This window comes from Collinsella sp. AM33-4BH (assembly GCF_003469205.1).
Taxonomy (GTDB): domain Bacteria; phylum Actinomycetota; class Coriobacteriia; order Coriobacteriales; family Coriobacteriaceae; genus Collinsella.
Window position 1 is genome coordinate 3,964 of sequence record NZ_QSIN01000006.1, and the last position, 19,361, is coordinate 23,324.

Consider the following 19,361-nt stretch of genomic DNA (forward strand, 5'->3'; position numbering starts at 1 on the left):
GAAATCCGGTCCGCACGAGGGCGAGGCTCCGGACGAAGCGATCAAGCGAAGCGAGTGAGCCCGAGGTCCCTAGAAAAACCCCTAGGCAGGCGCGTGCGCGCCCGTACCGCAAACCGACACAGGTGGGTGGGTAGAACATACCGAGGCGATCGGGTCAACCATGGTCAAGGAACTCGGCACAATGGCCCCGTAACTTCGGGAGAAGGGGTGCCCGCGCGTACGTGAACGGACTTGCTCCGGGAGCGGAGGCGGGCCGCAGTGGAGAGGCCCAAGCGACTGTTTACCAAAAACACAGGACTCTGCAGAAGCCGCAAGGCGACGTATAGGGTCTGACGCCTGCCCGGTGCCGGAAGGTCACGCGGAGGAGTTAGCCGCAAGGCGAAGCCCCGAAGCCAAGCCCCGGTAAACGGCGGCCGTAACTATAACGGTCCTAAGGTAGCGAAATTCCTTGTCGGGTAAGTTCCGACCTGCACGAAAGGCGCAACGACTTGGGCGCTGTCTCGACCATGGACCCGGTGAAATTGCACTGGTCGTGAAGATGCGACTTACCCGCGGAAGGACGGAGAGACCCCGTGAACCTTCACTGCAGCTTGGCATTGGCCGCTGGTCCCGCGTGTAGAGGATAGGCAGGAGGCATCGATCCGGAGGCGCCAGCCCCCGGGGAGCCGCCCTTGGAATACTGCCCTCGCGCGACCGGCGTCCTAACCCGAGGCCGTCGACCGGCTCGGGGACCGTGCCAGGCGGGCAGTTTGACTGGGGCGGTCGCCTCCTAAAGGGTAACGGAGGCGCGCGAAGGTCCGCTCGGGACGGTCGGCAACCGTCCTTTTGAATGCAAGAGTACAAGCGGGCTTGACTGCGAGGCCCACAAGCCGAGCAGGTGCGAAAGCAGGCTCTAGTGATCCGGCGGCCCCGAGTGGGTGGGCCGTCGCTCAACGGATAAAAGGTACTCCGGGGATAACAGGCTGATCTTGCCCAAGAGTCCACATCGACGGCAAGGTTTGGCACCTCGATGTCGGCTCATCGCATCCTGGGGCTGGAGCAGGTCCCAAGGGTACGGCTGTTCGCCGTTTAAAGCGGTACGCGAGCTGGGTTCAGAACGTCGTGAGACAGTTCGGTCCCTATCCTCCGTGGGCGCAGGAGAATCGATGGAGGCTGCCCCCAGTACGAGAGGACCGGGGTGGACGCACCTCCGGTGAACCGGTTGTCGACCAACGGCACGGCCGGGTAGCCGCGTGCGGCGCGGATAACCGCTGAAGGCATCTAAGCGGGAAGCCGTTCCAGGGATTAGTTCTCCTTCCGGTAAGGGCCCAGGTAGACTACCTGGTCGATAGACGGCAGGTGCAAGGCTGGCGACAGCCTCAGCCGAGCCGCACTAATCGCCCGAGCTCTTCCGGAACCGCACCTCGCGGCCCGCGGGACTTCGCGCTCGAAAGCGCGGTCCGGGCACGAGGATGCCCCCGAGTCAGATCTCCCCTATGCGCCATGCGGCCCCCAGGGCACGTGTATGCGATACCGGACACCGTAACGGTGGGCGCCGCCCACCGGTCAGCGGCCAGAGCATGGGGGGCACGCCCGGTCCCGTTCCGAACCCGGAAGCTAAGCCCCATCGCGCCGAGAGTACTGCGGGGCCAGCCCGTGGGAGGCCAGGGCGCCGCTGACCGGTGGACGGCACCGAGCCGTCGCAAGACTTGAAGAAGGGGGAGGCCGCGAGGCCTCCCCCTTTTTTGCGTTTGATAGAGAGCTGTAATACAAGAACTCGCCTTCGTTTAGCTTGTCTTACTGTTTGGCTGTATTTTGAGTCCTTCTTTTGTATTTGCGCGATAATAACTCCCATTGGCGTTAGGGAGGGCTTGATGTTTACCGTATTTGTCTTGGGCAATATTGCTTCGGGTAAGTCGACTGCCTGCCGCTATCTCGAATCTCATGGCGCCATGCTTATCGATCTGGACGAGCTTGCCAAATCGCTGTATGTGCCAGACTCCGATATCGTCAATGCCCTCGCTGAAGAATTCGGTTGGGACATTCTAGACGGGGAGGGCGGCATTCGCCGCGATGTCCTCGCTGCTCGAGCTTTCGCCTCTCCTGATACAGTTGCGCGGCTCAACGGCATCGTTCATCCGGTTCTCATCGAACAGCTGTCACTGAGGATTCTTGATCCGGTTTGCTGCACGGTTTCGTCCCCCCGTTATCCCTTTGCGGTTGTCGAGGTTTCTGCCCCGACTGGGTTTGAGGATGCTTTTGGCCTGGCTGATGAAATTCTGGTTATCAGTGCCCCTTTGGCAGTTCGTCGCGTGCGTGCCATTCATCGTGGTATGGAGTCCTCTGATTTTGATGCTCGCTCTGCATGCCAACCTGATGAGGCTTCGCTTTGCCATCTCGCTACGACGGTAATCGATAATGCGGCAGGCGATAATTCGCTCTTTGAACAACTGGATGCATGGCTTGCGCGCCATGGCTTCGTGGATGTAACGGATAAGGAGGAGGCCGATGCCTAAGACACGTTTCTTTACGTGGTATCGCGTGGCGCCACTTGCCGTTGTGTTCGTCTTCGGCCTTATTTCGCTCGTCTACTCGTATGCTCCTGCCGCCTTCTTTAAGCCTTTGTATCCAATTGACTACGAGGCGTATGTAAAGCAATCGAGCATTTCGCACAATCTTGATCCATATCTGGTGTGTGCTGTCATAAAGTCGGAATCGAATTGGGATCCCGAGGCTGAGTCGAATCAAGGCGCTCGGGGGTTGATGCAGCTGATGCCCGAGACTGCCCAGGATATGATTGCCAAGGGTCTTGTCGATGGTGGCGAGTACTCGGCCGACAACCTTAACGATCCGGCTACGAACATCGAGTTTGGCTGTGCGTATCTTTCGTATCTTCTAACGTATTTTAACGGGTCGACTGACAGTGCCATTGCCGCCTATAACGCCGGCATGGGCAATGTCGACGGATGGGCGCAGCAGAGCACCTCGCTTCATAATGCAATCACCTTTCCCGAGACGCAGGCGTATCTGATTCGTGTCAATAATGCCTGGGTTCGCTACAAGACCCTCTATCCCGATCGGTTCGTATAGGACTATGCCTGCCGCCTGCGTATACTGCAGATGTATGAGTTAGGAGTATCCATGGCGGATTTTGAAGTTGAGCGTGTTGGCGGAGAGCTCAAACGTTTTGGCGTTGAGGGCTCTGATGTGCCGTTTAAGGTCGTGTCTCCCTATGAGCCTGCAGGTTCCCAGCCGAAGGCCATTGAGTCGCTTGTGAAGGGTGTGAGGGACGGAGACCGCTATCAGGTTTTGCTTGGCGTGACCGGTTCGGGCAAGACCTTTACCATGGCCAAGACCATCGAAGCTCTCGGTAAGCCAACGCTGGTCATGGCCCCCAACAAAACCCTCGCCGCACAGCTTGCGAGCGAGCTCAAAGAATTCTTTCCCAACAACGCTGTGGTCTACTTCGTCTCGTACTACGACTATTATCAACCCGAGGCATATGTACCGCAGAGTGATACGTATATCGAGAAAGACTCGTCGATTAACGAAGAGGTCGAGATGTTGCGCCATCAGGCGACGGCATCGCTGCTTTCTCGACGGGACGTGATTGTCGTCGCATCGGTCTCGTGCATCTATGGCATCGGTTCTCCTGAGGACTATGCGGGTTTGGCGCCGAACGTCGATAAGAAGGTGCCGCTCGAGCGCGATGACTTTATCCATGCGCTCATCGACATTCAATATGATCGCAATGACTATGATTTGGCGCGCGGTACCTTTCGCGTGCGCGGAGATGTCGTCGACGTGTATCCGCCCTATGCCGAGCATCCGTTGCGGTTTGAGTTCTTTGGCGACGAGGTTGAGCTGATTGCCGAGATCGATGAGGTTACCGGTGAGATGTTGCGTGAGTACGAAGCGATTCCCGTGTGGCCGGCTTCGCACTACGTGACCGAGAAGCCAAAGGTGAAGGCGGCCCTGAAATCGATCAGCGAAGAATGCGAAAAGCGCGTGGCGGAGCTCAAAGCGACCGACAAGTTGCTCGAGGCACAGCGCCTGCAGCAGCGGACCGATTATGATCTCGAAATGCTCGAGACGATGGGCTTTTGCAACGGCATCGAGAACTACTCGCGCCATCTGGATGGACGTAAGCCGGGCGAGCCGCCGTTTACCCTGATCGACTACTTTCCCAAGGACATGCTTTGCATCATCGACGAGAGCCATGTGACGGTGCCGCAGATTCGCGGCATGCACGAAGGTGACCGTTCGCGTAAGGTGACCCTGGTGGAGCATGGTTTTCGCCTGCCCTCGGCGCTCGATAACCGCCCACTTCGTTTCGATGAGTTTGAGGCGAGGATTCCCCAGTTCATCTACGTTTCGGCCACGCCGGGTGACTATGAGCTGCGTGTGAGCCAAAATGACGTTGAACAGATCATTCGTCCGACCGGCCTGCTCGATCCCAAGATCGACGTTCGTCCGGTCCGAGGCCAGATTGACGATCTTGAGGACGAGATTCGCGAGCGCGTGGCCCGCAAGGAGCGCGTGCTGGTGACCACGCTCACCAAGCGCATGGCCGAGGATCTGACCGATCACCTGCTCGACGCCGGCATTAAGGTCAACTACATGCACTCCGACACGGCGACGATGGACCGTGTCGAGATTCTGCGAACGTTGCGCGAGGGCAAGATCGACGTTTTGGTTGGCATCAACCTGCTTCGCGAGGGTCTAGACCTTCCTGAGGTCTCGCTGGTGGCAATTCTCGACGCCGATAAGGAAGGTTTCTTGCGTAACCGCCGTTCGCTGATTCAGACGATTGGCCGTGCGGCCCGCAATGCCGACGGCGAAGTCATCATGTACGCCGACGTCGTGACCGATTCGATGAAAGAAGCCATCGAGGAGACGCAGCGCCGTCGTGAGATCCAGATGGCCTACAACGAAGAACACGGCATTGTGCCCAAGACGGTGCGCAAGGCCATCAACGACATTTCGAGCTTTATTGCCGAGGCCGAAAAGACCGTGGGGTCCAAGGGACGCTCGAAGGGCGACTCTCTGGGCCATGGTGCGTTCTATACACCCGATGAAAACGGCGAGGGCGAGGTGCCAGAGACGGTGACGCCTGAACAGACGCTTGCCGAGCAGCTGGAAGGGCTGCCGCATGACGAGCTGGTGCGGATCGTCGAGACCATGGAGGAAGATATGCGTAATGCCTCCGCCGCCATGGACTTTGAGGAGGCGGCGCGCCTGCGTGATGCCGTCGTTCAGATTCGGGCGATGCTTGAGGGCGCGTCCGAGGACGAAACGATTGAGCGCCTGCGCTCGCAGGCCCGCAAGGGTTCCACGTTCGCTTCGGGCAGAAAACGCCAGGGCGCGCGATTTAAGAAATAGGGTACAGGCCCCGCGCTTCTCGTTGAGCTCGGGGTCTGTGTCTTTAGTGTGCTAGAGGTCTGCAATCAGGGCTTCGGCGCAACGGATACCATCAGTGGCGGCGCTCATGATGCCGCCGGCATATCCTGCTCCCTCGCCGCAAGGGTAGAGGCCTGGAGTCGCCACGGCGTGACACGCGCGATCTCGGGTGACGGTGATCGGGGAGCTCGAACGCGTCTCCACGCCGGTAAGCACGGCATCGGGACGGTCGTAGCCCCGTAGCCTTTTTCCGAGCAGGGGAATTCCCAGGCGAAGCGACTCGACGATATGCTGCGGTAGCGCCTCGTCAATTGCTGTCCAAGTCACACCGAGCGGATAGGTGGGCTTAACCTTTCCACATGCCGTGCTGGGACGTTTTGCAAGGAAATCGCCGACGAGCTGTGCCGGTGCATTCCAGTTAGAGCCGCCCAGGCGGTAGGCAGCCTGCTCGCAAGCGCATTGGAGTTCAATGCCCGCGAGAGGGTCATCGCTGGGAAGGTCGTCGGGCGTGACGTTAACGAGCAGGGCGGCATTTGCGTTGCGTCCGTTACGGGCATTGAGGCTGGCCCCGTTGACGCACAGGTGGCCCGGCTCGGAAGAGGCGGCGACAACCTGCCCGCCGGGGCACATGCAAAACGAGAACACGCTGCGCCCGTTGGGGAGATGGGCGACAAGCTTGTAGGGGGCTGCTCCGAGGGCGGGATGTCCCGCCGAAGGGCCATATTGAGCGCGATCGATATCGAGCTGTGGGTGCTCGATGCGTACGCCCATGGCAAAGGTTTTTTGCGCGAGGGCTACGCCATGGTCCTTGAGGAGCTCGAATACGTCGCGGGCGGAATGGCCGCAGGCAAGGATAAGGTGCTTCGTGGCGATTTGCTCAGTCGCGGCATGTTGAGACGCCTGGACATCGATGCCGGTGATGGCGCCGGACGCGTCGGCGCGAATGTCAACGAGCTTTGTTCGATAGCGGACGACACCTCCGAGCCGTTCGATGCGCTGGGAAATATTGGTGACAACAGTGGGAAGGATGTCGGAGCCAATGTGCGGCTTGGCATCCCATAGAATGTCTCGGGGTGCACCAGCTTCGACGAAGGTGTCCAGGATAAGGCGATGGGCGGGATTTTTGGTTCCCGTATTGAGCTTGCCATCCGAGAAAGTCCCCGCACCGCCCAAGCCAAACTGGATATTGCTCTCGGGGTCGAGGGCGCGCTCCTTCAGAAAGAGGTCGATTGCCTGCGAGCGGCGAAGCGCTGGGTCGCCCCGTTCGATAAGCAAGGGCTTCAGACCTGCTTCGGCGAGGGTAAGTGCGGCGAAAAGGCCAGCGCATCCGGCGCCGACGACGACGGGGCGCTCTTTGGGCGCGCCGGAAACGGGGGAGGGGAATGAAGGCTTATTGTCTTCTATCGTGCGCACGTGTGAGCGGTCGCGCACAGCAACGCTGTCGAGCACTGTCTGCTCGATGTCTGGGCTCGTCAGCTCAACACGAAAGCTCAGGATAAAATGAACGTCTCTTTTTTTGCGGGCATCGATGGACTTGCGGTGGAGCTCGATGGACTTGATCTCGGAGTCTTTGCAGCGCAGGACGCGTTTGACGACTCGCTTGCCAACGATAAGGCAAGCTTTTTCATCGCCGGCTTCATCGAGCGACGCAGTGACTTGGGTGATTTCGATCATCGAGGTCTCCTTAGATGCAAGAAAGAGGCCGTCCGGTGTCCCAGACGGCCCGAATGCGTTTTGATTATAGACTGCGCGGCTATAGGCTGCTTGCAGCGCGAATACCCGAGATCCAAGCCCACGCAAGGTTGAAACCGCCGCAATCGGCATCGATGTCGAGCGCCTCGCCACAGATGTAAAGTGGGGTGCCTGCCGCGTTGCTCACGCAGAGGTTGGGAGCTGAGACGCTCTCGATGGGCACGCCGCCGCGCGTGACCTGGGCCGAACGCTCCTCTGTCGTTCCCTCGACGAGCAGCTTAAAGTGCTCGAGGATTGAGACCAGATGGATGGCGTCGTGCGACCCGGGGTGGCACTGTTCGAATGCGGTGCAGACAACGCGAGAGAACTGCGGGGCGAGCATACCGTCGAGCCAGCGGGGGTCGCGGGGCGAAAAGCCGCCGAGCAACTCAACTCGCTGGTTGAGCATATCGAGCAACTCGTCTTTGGAGAGGTCGGGGAAAACGTCGAGCAGAATCGTGTCGCCACGCTGGACGCGACGGGAGAGATTAAAGGCGGCAACGCCCGAGATGCCAAAGGTTCGGAAGAGCACTTCGCCGTCTTCGCGCCAGAGCTCCTCGTGATTGCGGGTGAGCGTCAAACGGGCGCGGACGCGCAGGCCATCCAGTGTCTTGAGCGCAGTCTGGTCGCCGAAGACCGATGCCGACACAGGGCAGAGGACGGGGTGCTGCGGTGTGAGGGGAAGATTGAACGTCTTCGCGATGTCGGCAGGGTTGCCGCCCGTAGCGATAATTACGGCCTTTGCCTGCAGCGTCTCGTTCTTGCGAGGGGTGTCGGCGAGCGCCTTCCGAAGCGAGCGGAGTTCCGATTTTCGGTCATCGTGCTTTTTTGCCTTGAGTGCTCGCGCGGGACGGTCTATTTGGAGTGCCCAGCCCTCGGGGGCTTTGAATGCCGAGGCAACGTTTGCTCCACATACCAAGGTGATACCCAGACGATTACAAGCGTTGAGAAGCGCATCGCGCACCGATTCGGCACGAAGGGAGCGCGGATACAGCCGGCCCTCCTCGGAGGTCGTCATGATGCCCAGCGAGGAGAAGAAACTGCCGAGCTCTTGCTCAGGCTGGGGACCCATGACGGATTCGACGAATGCGGGGTGGTTGTACCGCTGGAAATCAATTGATTCGTTGGAAAGGTTGCAGCGGCCGTTGCCGGTCGCAAGAAGTTTAAGGCCGCAGGCAACATCGCGCTCAACGATGCAGGCGCTTTTGCCTGCGCGTGCGGCCGTAACGGCGGCGGCGAGACCCGAGGCCCCGCCGCCGATTACCAGGACGTCATAGAAGGCGCTCGCGTTCACTTAGGCCTCGGCGGTCTCGTGCGGGGCAATGGCCTCGACGGCAGAGACGGCCTGGGGCAGCATGTGTGCGGGCAGTGCGGTCTCAACCTCGCCCTTATCGCAAGCCTCGGCGAGTGACGGATTGATGGGAAGCTGACCCAAGATGTCGAGGTTGTAACGCTCGGCGACCTCGGGGAGCTTGCTCTTGCCAAAGACTTCGATCTTCTTGCCGCAATCGGGGCACTCGATATAGCTCATGTTTTCGACGATTCCCAGAATGGGGACGTTCATCTTCTCGGCCATGTTGACCGCCTTGGCGACGATCATCGAGACCAAGTCTTGCGGGCTCGTGACGATGACGATGCCATCGACGGGCAGCGACTGGAAGACCGTGAGGGCGACGTCGCCCGTTCCCGGAGGCATGTCGACTAGCAGGTAGTCGATGGGGCCCCATGAGGTTTCGCTCCAGAACTGCCTGATGGCACCCGCGATAACCGGACCGCGCCAGAGGACGGGGTCGGTTTCGTTTTGGAGCAGCAGGTTAGAGCTCATAACCTTAACGCCGTGCTCGGAGATTTCGGGCAGCATAAGGTTGCCGAGGGCATGGACGTGACGTCCGCTCATGCCGAACATCTTAGGGATAGAGGGGCCGGTAATATCGGCATCGAGGATGCCGACTTTGTTGCCGCGGCGGGCAAGCTCGGTGGCGATGGCGCCGGTGACGAATGACTTGCCGACGCCGCCCTTACCGGAAAGCACGGCGATAACGCGCTTGACCTCGGACAGCGTATTCTCCTCAAATTGCGACGGCGACGTTTGCCCGCCGGCTGCCTGTGCGTGCTCGCAACCCATGTAAGACTCCTTATGAATGATATTGGGACCAGGATCCCACGATGTGACACGAGCGTCATTGTACCCTCGTTTGCGAGCGGGAGTCATTCATGATGCGTGGTAGGTGATCGACGGTATTCGAAAGTACGTTCCGAGCGTGCAGTCTGCGGCGTCAGGCAACGCAAAAGGTCTGCGAATCTTGTATTACGAACATCTGTGCGCGTCGAGTGCGCTAAACTCATCGTCAGTGTGATTTGAAGTTGTAGGAGGCAAGGAGCTTCCATGTCTGATTCTTCTATCGTTATTCGCGGCGCGCGCGAGCATAACCTGCGCGATATCGATGTTTCCATTCCGCGTGACCAGCTCGTGGTCATAACCGGTCTTTCCGGATCGGGCAAGAGCTCGCTGGCGTTCGATACCATCTATGCCGAGGGCCAGCGCCGTTACGTCGAGAGCCTTTCGAGCTATGCGCGTCAGTTTTTGGGCCAGATGGACAAGCCCGATCTGGACTCGATTGACGGCCTGTCGCCGGCTGTGTCGATCGATCAGAAGACGACGTCCAAAAACCCACGCTCCACGGTGGGCACCGTAACCGAGATTTACGACTATCTGCGCCTGCTGTTTGCTCGCGTGGGAACGCCGCACTGTCCTGAGTGCGGTCGTGTCATTGAACGTCAGACGACCGATCAGGTCGCCGATAAGGTGCTGGCGGCGGGGGAGGGCCGTCGCGCGTTTGTGTTGGCGCCAGTGGTTCGTGGACGCAAAGGCGAATATGCCAAGCTGTTTGAGGACCTGCGTGCGGAGGGCTTTAGCCGCGTGCGCGTCGACGGCGAGGTGCGCTCGCTTGACGACCCTATCGACCTGGACAAGAAGTTCAAACACGACATTGAGGTCGTGGTCGACCGTATCGTGATTCGACAGAACTCCCTGGGTCGCATCGCCGAGTCCGTTGAGCAGGCGACGGCACTGGCGCACGGTAACGTGAACGTGTACATGCTGCCCGACCGCGACGCTCCCGAGGGAACCGAGGGCGAGCTGCTGGAGTATTCGCTGGCACTGGCGTGCCCGGAGCACGGGCATTCCATCGACGACCTGCAGCCGCGCGATTTCTCGTTCAACGCGCCCTATGGTGCATGTCCCGAGTGCGATGGCCTGGGCTTTAAAAAGACAGTCGATGCCGAGGCGCTGATTGAAGACCCCTCAAAGTCGATTGCCGACGGAGTCTTTGGCAGCCTGTTCGGCAACTCCAACTATTATCCGCAGATTTTTGCTGCGGTCTGCAAACACTTTAAGGTGAGTGCCGATACGCCATGGGAGGACCTGCCCCCGCGGGTGCGTCGTGCGTTTTTGGATGGCATGGGCGACACGAAGATTTCGGTCGACTATCAAAAGCTCGATGGGCGTCGCAGCCAGTGGGACACTAAGTTCTCGGGTGTGCGCAACATCCTGTACGAGCGCTACAGCGAGACGACGAACGAGAACACCAAGGCTCGCTTGGAGAAATACATTCGCGAAGAGCCATGCTCGAGCTGTCACGGTGCTCGCCTGCGTCCCGAGATGCTTGCCGTCACCGTAGGCGGCAAGTCCATTTACGATGTCTGCTGCCTGTCGTGTCGCGAGTCGCTCGAGTTTTTTGAGGGCCTGGAGCTTACCGAGCGTCAGCGGTTTATCGGCGGGCGCATCGTCAAGGAGATCCTGGAGCGCCTGCGTTTTCTGGTCGACGTCGGACTCGACTATCTGACGCTCGATCGTGCCTCGGCGACGCTTTCCGGCGGTGAGGCCCAGCGCATTCGCCTGGCAACGCAGATCGGCGCCGGCCTCATGGGCGTTCTGTACATTCTGGACGAGCCGTCGATCGGCCTTCACCAACGCGATAACGAGCGCCTGATCAAGACGCTCGAGCGCTTGCGCGATATCGGTAATACCGTTATCGTCGTCGAGCACGACGAAGATACAATTCGCGCTGCCGACTACGTGATCGATATGGGTCCCGGTGCGGGCGTTAACGGTGGACACGTGGTCGCCGCGGGAACGCCTGCCGATATCATGGCGTGCCCCGATTCCATGACGGGTGCCTATTTGACCGGCAAGCGGATGATCCGCGTGCCCGATGAGCGCCGCAAGCCCGGCCGTGGCTGTCTTAAGATCACGGGTGCCCGCGCCAACAACCTCAAAAACGTTACCGCCAAGATTAAGTTCGGTACGCTCACGGTCGTTACCGGTGTTTCGGGATCGGGCAAGAGCTCCCTGGTCACCGATACGATTGCGCCCGCTCTTACGAATGCCATTCATCGTTCGACGCGTCCCGTGGGGCCGTACAAGAAGATTGAGGGCATCGAGTGCATCGATAAGGTAATCGATATCGACCAGTCACCGATCGGTCGCACACCGCGTTCGAACCCTGCGACCTATATTGGCCTGTGGGATGATCTGCGTGCGCTATTTGCAAGCACGCCGGAGTCGAAAGCGCGCGGCTACTCGCCGGGACGTTTCTCCTTTAACGTAAGCGGCGGTCGCTGCGAGGCGTGCAAGGGCGATGGTCAGATCAAGATCGAGATGCACTTCCTTCCCGATATCTATGTCCCCTGTGAGGTATGTGGCGGCAAGCGTTATAACCGCGAGACACTCGAGGTTACCTACCGCGGCAAGACAATCTCGGACGTGCTCGACATGAGTGTCGCCGAAGCGCTGGCTTTCTTTGGGAATATCCCGCAGATTAAGCGCAAACTGCAGACCCTATATGACGTGGGTCTGGGCTACGTGAGCTTGGGCCAGCCCGCTACGACGCTTTCGGGCGGCGAGGCGCAGCGCGTGAAGCTCGCCAAGGAGCTCCATCGTCGTCAGACAGGCAAGACGTTCTACATTTTGGACGAGCCCACAACCGGCCTTCATTTTGAGGATGTTCGCCAGCTGCTCGACGTGTTGCAGCGCCTGGTCGATGCGGGCAACACGGTTCTGGTGATCGAGCACAACCTTGATGTCATCAAGGTTGCCGACCGCCTGATCGATATGGGCCCCGAGGGCGGCAACGGCGGCGGAACCGTCGTGGTCTCAGGCACGCCGGAGCAGGTCGCGGCATGTTCGCAGAGCTACACGGGCAAGTTCTTGGCGCCGCTGCTCAAGCGTGACTGTGAGCGTCAGGCGCAGCTCGACGCGCAGTAAAGAGACGTTGTAGTACCGACGCGCCACCGATTCCTTCTGATTCGGTGGCGCTTCTGTGTGTCGAGATGGCATATGCGGCGGAATTGGCCCTATACTTAATCTTTATGTCGCTCTGCGAGGGAAAGGATGTGCCATGGCAAAGGCTGTTAAGACGCCAAAAACCAATGCGATGCGCGAGCTGGAAAGCGCCGGCATCTCCTATGTTCTCCATACGTACGAAGACGGTGGCGATGAATCGTCAGGTCTGGGCGTCGCGATTTCCGAGCAGCTTGGCGAGGAGCCCGGTCAGGGATTTAAGACCCTGGTCTGCACGACGCCGTCCAACGACCATGTCGTGTGCTGCATTCCTGTTGCCGACGAGCTCGACCTCAAGGCCGCCGCGCGCGCCGCAGGCGAAAAGTCGCTGACCATGATGCATGTCAAAGATTTGCTTGCCGCGACGGGGTATGTCCGCGGCGGTTGCAGCCCGGTCGGTATGAAAAAACGCTTCCGGACGCTGATCGATGAGACATGCGTCCTTTGGGATACCATTTTTATCTCGGGTGGCAAGCGCGGCTATCAGCTTGAGCTTGCTCCCGATGACTTAGTTGCATTTTGCGGGGCGACGGTTGCCCCGATCACGAGAGAGGACTGAGCGATGCCGCAGGAAGAACCAAAGTCCGGCGCTCACTTTGCAAAAGGGTCGGCTCCTCAGGCGCCCGCGCCCGAGGCCGCTTCGATCGATAGCGAGATTCGAAACGCCTGGTCTGCTGCCGCTGACCCGGGCGAGACGGCCGTGTACTTGCGTGCCGCCGGTGCCGGCACGGCGCTTCCCCGTACGGTTCTTTCTTCGGCTCGTCCCGATGAGACGGCTGTCTTTTTGGCCGCCGCTCAATCGAGCGCCAGCGTGATGCCGACCGCCTCTGAGGCTCCTCGTGCGCCGCGTCCCGATGAGACGGCGGTGTTTTTGATGGCGGCCCAGGGAAAGAGCACGCCGCAGAGCGCTCCTGCCGCTCGTTCCGCCAAACCCGCGGCTCATGATGATGGCGAACCGCTTCTTTCGGATGACGAATGGTCGCCGCTTGGTTCGACCGATCCCATCGAGGGCGTGGCCATCGACGGTGATGACGACTGGGATCCTCTGTCGTTTTCTGCCCGAACCGTCGCCGCCAAAGAAGTTGACACGGTGTTTGGCGACCACGCCATATTCGATGATGATGCCGTATCCGGTAACAACATGCCGAACAGCGATGACGCCGCACCTGCTGATGACGCCGTTTTGGTTGACGATCCCTTTGCTATGACCGGCTCCTTTGCCCTCGTGGACGATTTGCTGCCACAAGATGAGGTTCATGAGGACTCTCAGGACGACGTAGACGATATGGGTTCGTCGGACTACTCCACGGTTGGTCGTTCTGCTGGCCTCATGACCGTGCTGACCATCGTGTCGCGCGTCACCGGGTTTATCCGCACGTGGGCCATGGCGGCCGCCATCGGCATGTCGCTGCTCTCGTCCTCCTATCAGGTTGCCAACAACCTGCCCAACATGCTCTACGAGCTCGTGATGGGCGGCATGCTCGTTACGGCGTTTTTGCCGGTGTATATGGGCGTGAGGCGCGAGCAGGGCCGCGAGGCATCGAACGAGTATGTCGGCAACCTGCTCGGTATTCTGCTTCTGCTGCTGGGCGGCATCTCGCTGCTGGGCACCGTGTTTGCTCCCGGCTTTATTTGGACGCAGTCGTTCCTTTCGGGCAATGGCGGCAGCATGGATACCGCTGCGTTCATGTTCCGCTTCTTTGCTATCCAAATTCTGTTTTATGGCTTGGGCTCGGTGTTCTCGGGCGTTCTCAACGCACACCGCGACTACTTCTGGTCGACGTTTGCCCCGGTTCTCAACAATGTCATCGTCATCGCCAGCTTTATGGGCTTTGCTCCCGTGTCTGCACAATTTGGCGAGCAGGCCGGTATTATCTTGATCGCAGCTGGCACGACCCTCGGCGTCTTTGTCCAGATGGCCTGCCAGATTCCCGCGCTTGGCAAGCATGGCGTGCATCCTCATATCCATATCGACTTTAAGGACCCCGCGCTGCGACAGACGATTGCGCTTGGTATCCCGACGCTGCTCGCCACGGTATGCATGTTTGTCTCGACCTCCATTACCAATGCCGCCGCGCTGGTGGTGCAGCCCGAGACCGGCCCTTCCGTCATCGCCTATGCGCGCCTGTGGTACACGCTGCCCTACGCGCTGATTGCCGCCTCGCTTTCGACGGCGCTCTATACCGAGCTCTCTCACGACGCACAGGAGAAGGATTACGACAGCGTCCGCACGGGCATTTCGCGCGGTGTCGCCCAGATGCTCTTCTTCCTGATTCCGTTTGCACTGTATCTGATCGTCTTCGCCCGTCCGCTCAACATGATCTACTGCGCCGGCAAGTTCGATGAATCCGGCGTGGCGCTGGTGTCGGAGTTCCTTATCTATCTGGCACTTTCCTTGCCGCTCTACGGCGTGGTCGTGCTGATGCAGAAGAGCTTCTCGGCCCTGCTCGATATGAAACCTTATAGCCGCTATTGCCTGTACTCCGCTATCGGTCAGGCCGGTTCGGTGCTGCTGTTTGGCGTGGTGCTGGGCTACGGTATGCCGGCAATTGCGCTTTCGTACGTCGTTGACTACGTTGTCTTGGTCGGATGCTCACTGTGGTGGCTGCGCCGTCGCCTGCATGGCCTTCAGGTCAAGTCTATCCTGCACGGCGGTTTCTTCGGCCTATTGTTCGGTGTCTTGGGTGCTGCCGCGGGCGCCGGCGTCATGTGGGCACTCGAGCACTTTGTCGGAGTGCTTGGCAGCTCGATCCTAATTACCCTGGGCTACGTTTGTGTTGCAGGCGTCGTCTCGCTCGCTGTAACTTTTGGCCTTGCCTTCGTCTTTAAGATGCCCGAGGTCTCGGCGCTGCTTCGTCGCAAGTAGGTGCGCGTGGCAGGTCACGAAAACATTCCAACACTTGCCGAACAGGTTTCGCGCGTTCCCACGCAACCCGGCTGCTACCTTTGGAAAGATGCCAAGGGCGATGTCATCTATGTGGGCAAGGCAAAAAATTTGCGTGCCCGTATGCGTCAATACGTGACGCTGCAGGACGAGCGCCAAAAGATCCCGCTCATGATGCAGCTGGTGGCGAGCTTTGACTATATCGTGGTGGAGACCGAGCACGAGGCATTGGTGCTCGAGCGCAATCTGATTGGCCAGTACCATCCGTACTTTAACGTCGATCTCAAAGACGATAAAAGCTATCCCTTTATCGCCATCACCAAGGGCGATTTGTTTCCGGCAATCAAATACACGCGAGAGCGTCATAAACCGGGAACGCGCTATTTTGGCCCCTATACCGATAGCCGCGCGGCGCGTGAGACCATCGATACGCTACGCAAGGTTATTCCTATTTGCTCGGCATCCTGTGCGGAATGGCGCCGCTGCCGCCGCATCGTCGAATCTCATAAGGGCGAAGAAGACATCGTCAATATGATTTGCGCGCAAAACGGGCGTCCCTGCTTTGACTACCATGTCGGGCGCGGGCCGGGCGCATGCGTCGGCGCGATTTCCCCTGCCGACTATGCCAAGAACGTCAAGCGTGTCGAACGTTTCTTGTCGGGTCATCGCAAGGATGTCGTCGACGAGCTTACGTCCGAGATGACGGAGGCAGCCGAGACACTCGATTTTGAGCGTGCGGCGCGCGTCAAGCGTCGCCTGGAAGTCATTAGGGGTCTGGACGATCGCCAACAGGTCGTTTTTCCATCAAGCGTCGATATCGACGTCATCGGCTTCTATCGCGAAGAGACTATCTCTGCCGCCTGTGTCTTTGTCGTTCGTGAGGGCCGAACGGTTCGAACTTGTGAGTTCATCCTCGATAAAGGCCTGGACGTCGACGAGGAAGAGCTTCAATCGGGCTTTCTTAAGCGCTATTACGACGAGACGGCTGATATTCCAGCCGAGATCAATCTCTCTGTCGAGCTTGAGGATGCCGAAGCGTTGGGGGAGTGGCTTGCGGGCAAGCGCGAGCGCTCTTGCCATCTCCATAGGCCGCAGCGCGGCGAAAAGCACCGCCTGCTCGATATGGCTTCCAAAAATGCGCGTCATGCCCTCATGCGCTACATGATGCGCACGGGGTATGCTGACGATCGCACCAATCAGGCGCTTCTGGAGCTCGAAAGTGCTCTGGCGCTGCCTGCGCCGCCGTTGCGCATCGAGTGCTTCGATATCTCGACGTTGCACGGTACCTTTACCGTCGCTTCGATGGTGGTATTTACCAACGGCCGTGCCGACAAGGGCCAGTATCGTCGCTTTAAAATTCAGGCCGAATTGGACGAGGCGAACGACTTCGTGTCGATGTCCGAGGTTCTGGGGCGTCGTTATGCTCCCGAACGCATGGCGGACGAGCGCTTTGGCTCGCGCCCCGATTTGCTCGTTGTTGATGGCGGCAAGCCGCAATTGACCGCTGCAATTAAGCAACTTGAGGCACTCGGCCTCGATATACCAGTTTGTGGCTTGGCAAAGGCCGATGAGGAGGTTTTCGTGCCGTGGGACGAGACTCCCGTCGTGCTGCCGACCGGCTCCGCTTCGCTTTATCTGATCAAGCAGGTTCGCGATGAATCCCACCGATTTGCGATTACGTTCCACCGCGAGTTGCGCGATAAGGCTATGACGGTTTCGGTGCTTGACGACGTTCCAGGCGTGGGGCCCACCAGAAAACGTGCAATTATGCGCCATTTTGGCTCGATGAAGCGTTTGCGCGCGGCCAGCGAGCAGGAGATTGCAGAAGTTCGAGGCGTTCCGGCCGATGTCGCCAAAGCGGTCCACGAGGCACTTGTTGCATGGAATGCCGAGCGCGCCCAGGCATCGGCCAACCGTTCCGAAAGCTAAACGCGCTTCTAAACAACTGATATACATGATTGGCCGATTTTCAATCATTTGTTTCGCGGCGATTACCTGCCGATTTCGGGTTTTATTAACGCTAAAACGTTTGACTCGACATGGTGAATAACACTGCTATCCTGCGGGTTGACGAAGACTGATATCTCACCTCGTCGATACATACTGTCTGTCGAATCATTTGTCAATGAATTCGGTGAACGGTAGTAAATACCGTTCAAGCGTATGTATGTATCGGTCGCCGAGTGCGGCACCTCAGTTGGGTTTGTCGGTAGGTAAGGTATATATCGTCCGCAAGTTGCGCGGGGGCAAGTCTAGGTGCTCCCGGGTAAGATTCTCTATTGATAGGAGAAGACATGGCCATCATCAACAAGGGTATGTCCAGGCGTTCGTTCCTCGGCCTCACCGGCAGCGTCGCTGCTGTCGCAGGGCTTGGTCTCACCGGCTGCGGTGGCAGCTCTAGCGACGAGGGTTCCGCTTCCGGTTCCGCCGATTCCGCCAACCGTGGCGGCGGCGTGATCACCGCTGGTTCCGCTTACGCTCCGTCCAGCTTCGACCCCGCCAGCACCGGCTCCGCTGTGGGCCTGGGTGCTAACTGGCACGTCGTCGAGGGCCTCTACGGCATCGATTACCACGACTACAGCACCTTCAACGAGCTCGCCACCGACGATCCCAAGTCTGTGGACGACACCACTTTCGAGGTCACCATCCGCAAGGGCGCCAAGTTCTCCGATGGCACCGAGGTCACCGCTGACGACGTCGTCGCTTCCTACACTGCTTGCGCCGCTTCCGCTACCTATGCTCCGTTCTTCCAGCCCTTCGAGTCCATCGAGGCCAAGGACGCCAGCACCGTGACGGTCAAGACCAAGGTCCCCAACTTCTCCCTGCTCAAGGATCGTCTGGCCATCGTCCGCGTTACCCCGGCCACCCAGACCGAGGAGGATCGCGCCAAGCAGCCGATCGGATCCGGCCCCTGGATGTACGACTCTATCTCCGATACCGAGATCACCCTGGTTCCCAACCCCGAGTACAACGGTGAGTATGCTGCCGAGGATAAGAAGATCCAGTACAGCATCCTGACCGACCCCACCGCTCGCGTTACCGCTCAGCAGGAGGGCTCCACGCTCGTTATGGAGCTTGTTACCGCTGACGCCGTCGACCAGCTCGAGAGCGCCGGCTGCAAGATCGATAACGTTCAGGGTTTCGGCACCCGCTTCATCATGTTCAACGTCGCCAAGGAGCCTTGGAACAACGTCAAGGTCCGTCAGGCTGTCATGTATGCGCTCGACACCGAGAAGATGGTCAGCAACACTTTCGCCGGCCTTGCCACCGCTGCCAGCTGCTACCTGCCCAAGAGCTTCACCAACTATCATGAGGCTTCCACGGTGTACAAGACCGACGCCAAGAAGGCTAAGAAGCTCATTGAGGAGTCTGGCATCACCCCGGGTGCCATCACCCTGCGCACCACCGACAACGAGCAGATCAAGGGCATGGCCGCCCAGGTCAAGAATGACCTCGACGCTCTCGGCTTCGATGTGACCATCCAGACCGATACCTCGCCGGCCACCTACGCTGCCATCGACGGCGGCGAGGCCTACGATATCCTCCTTGCCCCTGGCGATCCTTCCTGCTTCGGCGCCGACCCCGACCTGCTGCTCAACTGGTGGTACGGCGACAACGTCTGGATGCAGACCCGTTGCCCGTGGAAGGAGTCCGCTGAGTGGCAGAAGCTCCACGGTCTCATGGACGAGGCTCTTGCCGCTGAGGGCGATGAGCAGCAGAAGAAGTGGAACGAGTGCTTCGACATCATTGCCGACAACGCCGTTCTGTACCCCGTTGTCCACGTCAAGACCGTCTCCGCTTCCTGGGACGATCCGTCCACTGCGCCCAACGGCGAGGCCCTCGATGGCTTCAAGGGCATCGGCACGACGAGCATGTCCTTCAGGGGCGTTGCGACCGTCAAGGCGTAAGACTCGCTTGAGTCTGTATGCAGGATGTCGGTCGTTGGGACCGTATCCTCATAGTTGAAACAAAGACCCGGGCGACCTCGATGTCGCTCGGGTCTTGTAATGAGTATCCGTACTCATA

Annotated in this window: 11 protein-coding genes and 2 rRNA genes (1 of these 13 running past the window's edge); 10 read left to right on the forward strand and 3 right to left on the reverse strand. The window is 59.2% G+C overall.

Annotated elements, in window-relative coordinates:
- The 5 genes from DW821_RS05555 to uvrB all read left to right on the forward strand — a co-directional run.
- Positions 1-1,396 (forward strand): 23S ribosomal RNA (locus tag DW821_RS05555) (it extends 1,632 nt beyond the left edge of the window).
- Between the two features lie 148 nt (positions 1,397-1,544).
- Positions 1,545-1,660, forward strand: a 5S ribosomal RNA gene (rrf, locus tag DW821_RS05560).
- 193 nt (positions 1,661-1,853) lie between these two features.
- On the forward strand, positions 1,854-2,495 hold the full coding sequence (gene coaE, locus DW821_RS05565) for a dephospho-CoA kinase (RefSeq protein ID WP_118065996.1): 642 nt from the start codon (positions 1,854-1,856) through the stop codon (positions 2,493-2,495).
- Positions 2,488-3,069, forward strand: a complete 582-nt coding sequence (locus DW821_RS05570; protein WP_055251807.1) for a lytic transglycosylase domain-containing protein — start codon at positions 2,488-2,490, stop codon at positions 3,067-3,069. Before coaE ends, DW821_RS05570 begins: the two co-directional genes overlap by 8 nt.
- A 51-nt stretch (positions 3,070-3,120) precedes the next feature.
- Positions 3,121-5,361, forward strand: coding sequence for an excinuclease ABC subunit UvrB (gene uvrB, locus DW821_RS05575; protein WP_118065998.1), 2,241 nt, complete (start codon positions 3,121-3,123; stop codon positions 5,359-5,361).
- Positions 5,362-5,412: 51 nt separating this feature from the next.
- Here uvrB and DW821_RS05580 read toward each other — a convergent pair whose 3' ends face one another.
- The 3 genes from DW821_RS05580 to DW821_RS05590 form a co-directional block, all read right to left on the reverse strand.
- A complete protein-coding gene (locus DW821_RS05580; RefSeq protein WP_118066000.1) occupies positions 5,413-7,053 on the reverse strand; it encodes an NAD(P)/FAD-dependent oxidoreductase in 1,641 nt (546 codons plus the stop codon).
- A gap of 79 nt (positions 7,054-7,132) precedes the next feature.
- Positions 7,133-8,404, reverse strand: coding sequence for an NAD(P)/FAD-dependent oxidoreductase (locus DW821_RS05585; RefSeq protein ID WP_118066002.1), 1,272 nt, complete (start codon positions 8,402-8,404; stop codon positions 7,133-7,135).
- Positions 8,405-9,235, reverse strand: a complete 831-nt coding sequence (locus DW821_RS05590; protein WP_118066004.1) for an Mrp/NBP35 family ATP-binding protein — start codon at positions 9,233-9,235, stop codon at positions 8,405-8,407.
- Positions 9,236-9,496: 261 nt separating this feature from the next.
- Between DW821_RS05590 and uvrA the strand changes: the two genes are divergently transcribed.
- The 5 genes from uvrA to DW821_RS05615 all read left to right on the forward strand — a co-directional run bounded on the left by uvrA (position 9,497) and on the right by DW821_RS05615 (position 19,243).
- Complete coding sequence (uvrA, locus tag DW821_RS05595) at positions 9,497-12,376, forward strand: excinuclease ABC subunit UvrA (RefSeq protein ID WP_118066006.1); 2,880 nt, start codon at positions 9,497-9,499, stop codon at positions 12,374-12,376.
- Positions 12,377-12,509: 133 nt separating this feature from the next.
- Positions 12,510-13,010, forward strand: coding sequence for a Cys-tRNA(Pro) deacylase (ybaK, locus tag DW821_RS05600; RefSeq protein ID WP_118066008.1), 501 nt, complete (start codon positions 12,510-12,512; stop codon positions 13,008-13,010).
- Between the two features lie 3 nt (positions 13,011-13,013).
- Entirely contained in the window at positions 13,014-15,317 is a 2,304-nt protein-coding gene (locus DW821_RS05605) for a murein biosynthesis integral membrane protein MurJ (RefSeq protein WP_233553008.1), read from the forward strand.
- Between the two features lie 6 nt (positions 15,318-15,323).
- A complete protein-coding gene (uvrC, locus tag DW821_RS05610) occupies positions 15,324-17,264 on the forward strand; it encodes an excinuclease ABC subunit UvrC (protein WP_370221206.1) in 1,941 nt (646 codons plus the stop codon).
- A gap of 365 nt (positions 17,265-17,629) precedes the next feature.
- Complete coding sequence (locus tag DW821_RS05615) at positions 17,630-19,243, forward strand: ABC transporter substrate-binding protein (RefSeq protein ID WP_117635938.1); 1,614 nt, start codon at positions 17,630-17,632, stop codon at positions 19,241-19,243.
- The last annotated feature ends 118 nt before the right edge of the window (positions 19,244-19,361 follow it).

Coding starts and splice junctions, on each gene's coding strand:
- coaE (WP_118065996.1), top strand. CDS start 1,854: ATGTTTACCGTATTTGTCTTGGGCAATATTGCTTCGGGTAAGTCGACT.
- DW821_RS05570 (WP_055251807.1), top strand. CDS start 2,488: ATGCCTAAGACACGTTTCTTTACGTGGTATCGCGTGGCGCCACTTGCC.
- uvrB (WP_118065998.1), top strand. CDS start 3,121: ATGGCGGATTTTGAAGTTGAGCGTGTTGGCGGAGAGCTCAAACGTTTT.
- DW821_RS05580 (WP_118066000.1), bottom strand. CDS start 7,053: ATGATCGAAATCACCCAAGTCACTGCGTCGCTCGATGAAGCCGGCGAT.
- DW821_RS05590 (WP_118066004.1), bottom strand. CDS start 9,235: ATGGGTTGCGAGCACGCACAGGCAGCCGGCGGGCAAACGTCGCCGTCG.
- uvrA (WP_118066006.1), top strand. CDS start 9,497: ATGTCTGATTCTTCTATCGTTATTCGCGGCGCGCGCGAGCATAACCTG.
- ybaK (WP_118066008.1), top strand. CDS start 12,510: ATGGCAAAGGCTGTTAAGACGCCAAAAACCAATGCGATGCGCGAGCTG.
- DW821_RS05605 (WP_233553008.1), top strand. CDS start 13,014: ATGCCGCAGGAAGAACCAAAGTCCGGCGCTCACTTTGCAAAAGGGTCG.
- DW821_RS05615 (WP_117635938.1), top strand. CDS start 17,630: ATGGCCATCATCAACAAGGGTATGTCCAGGCGTTCGTTCCTCGGCCTC.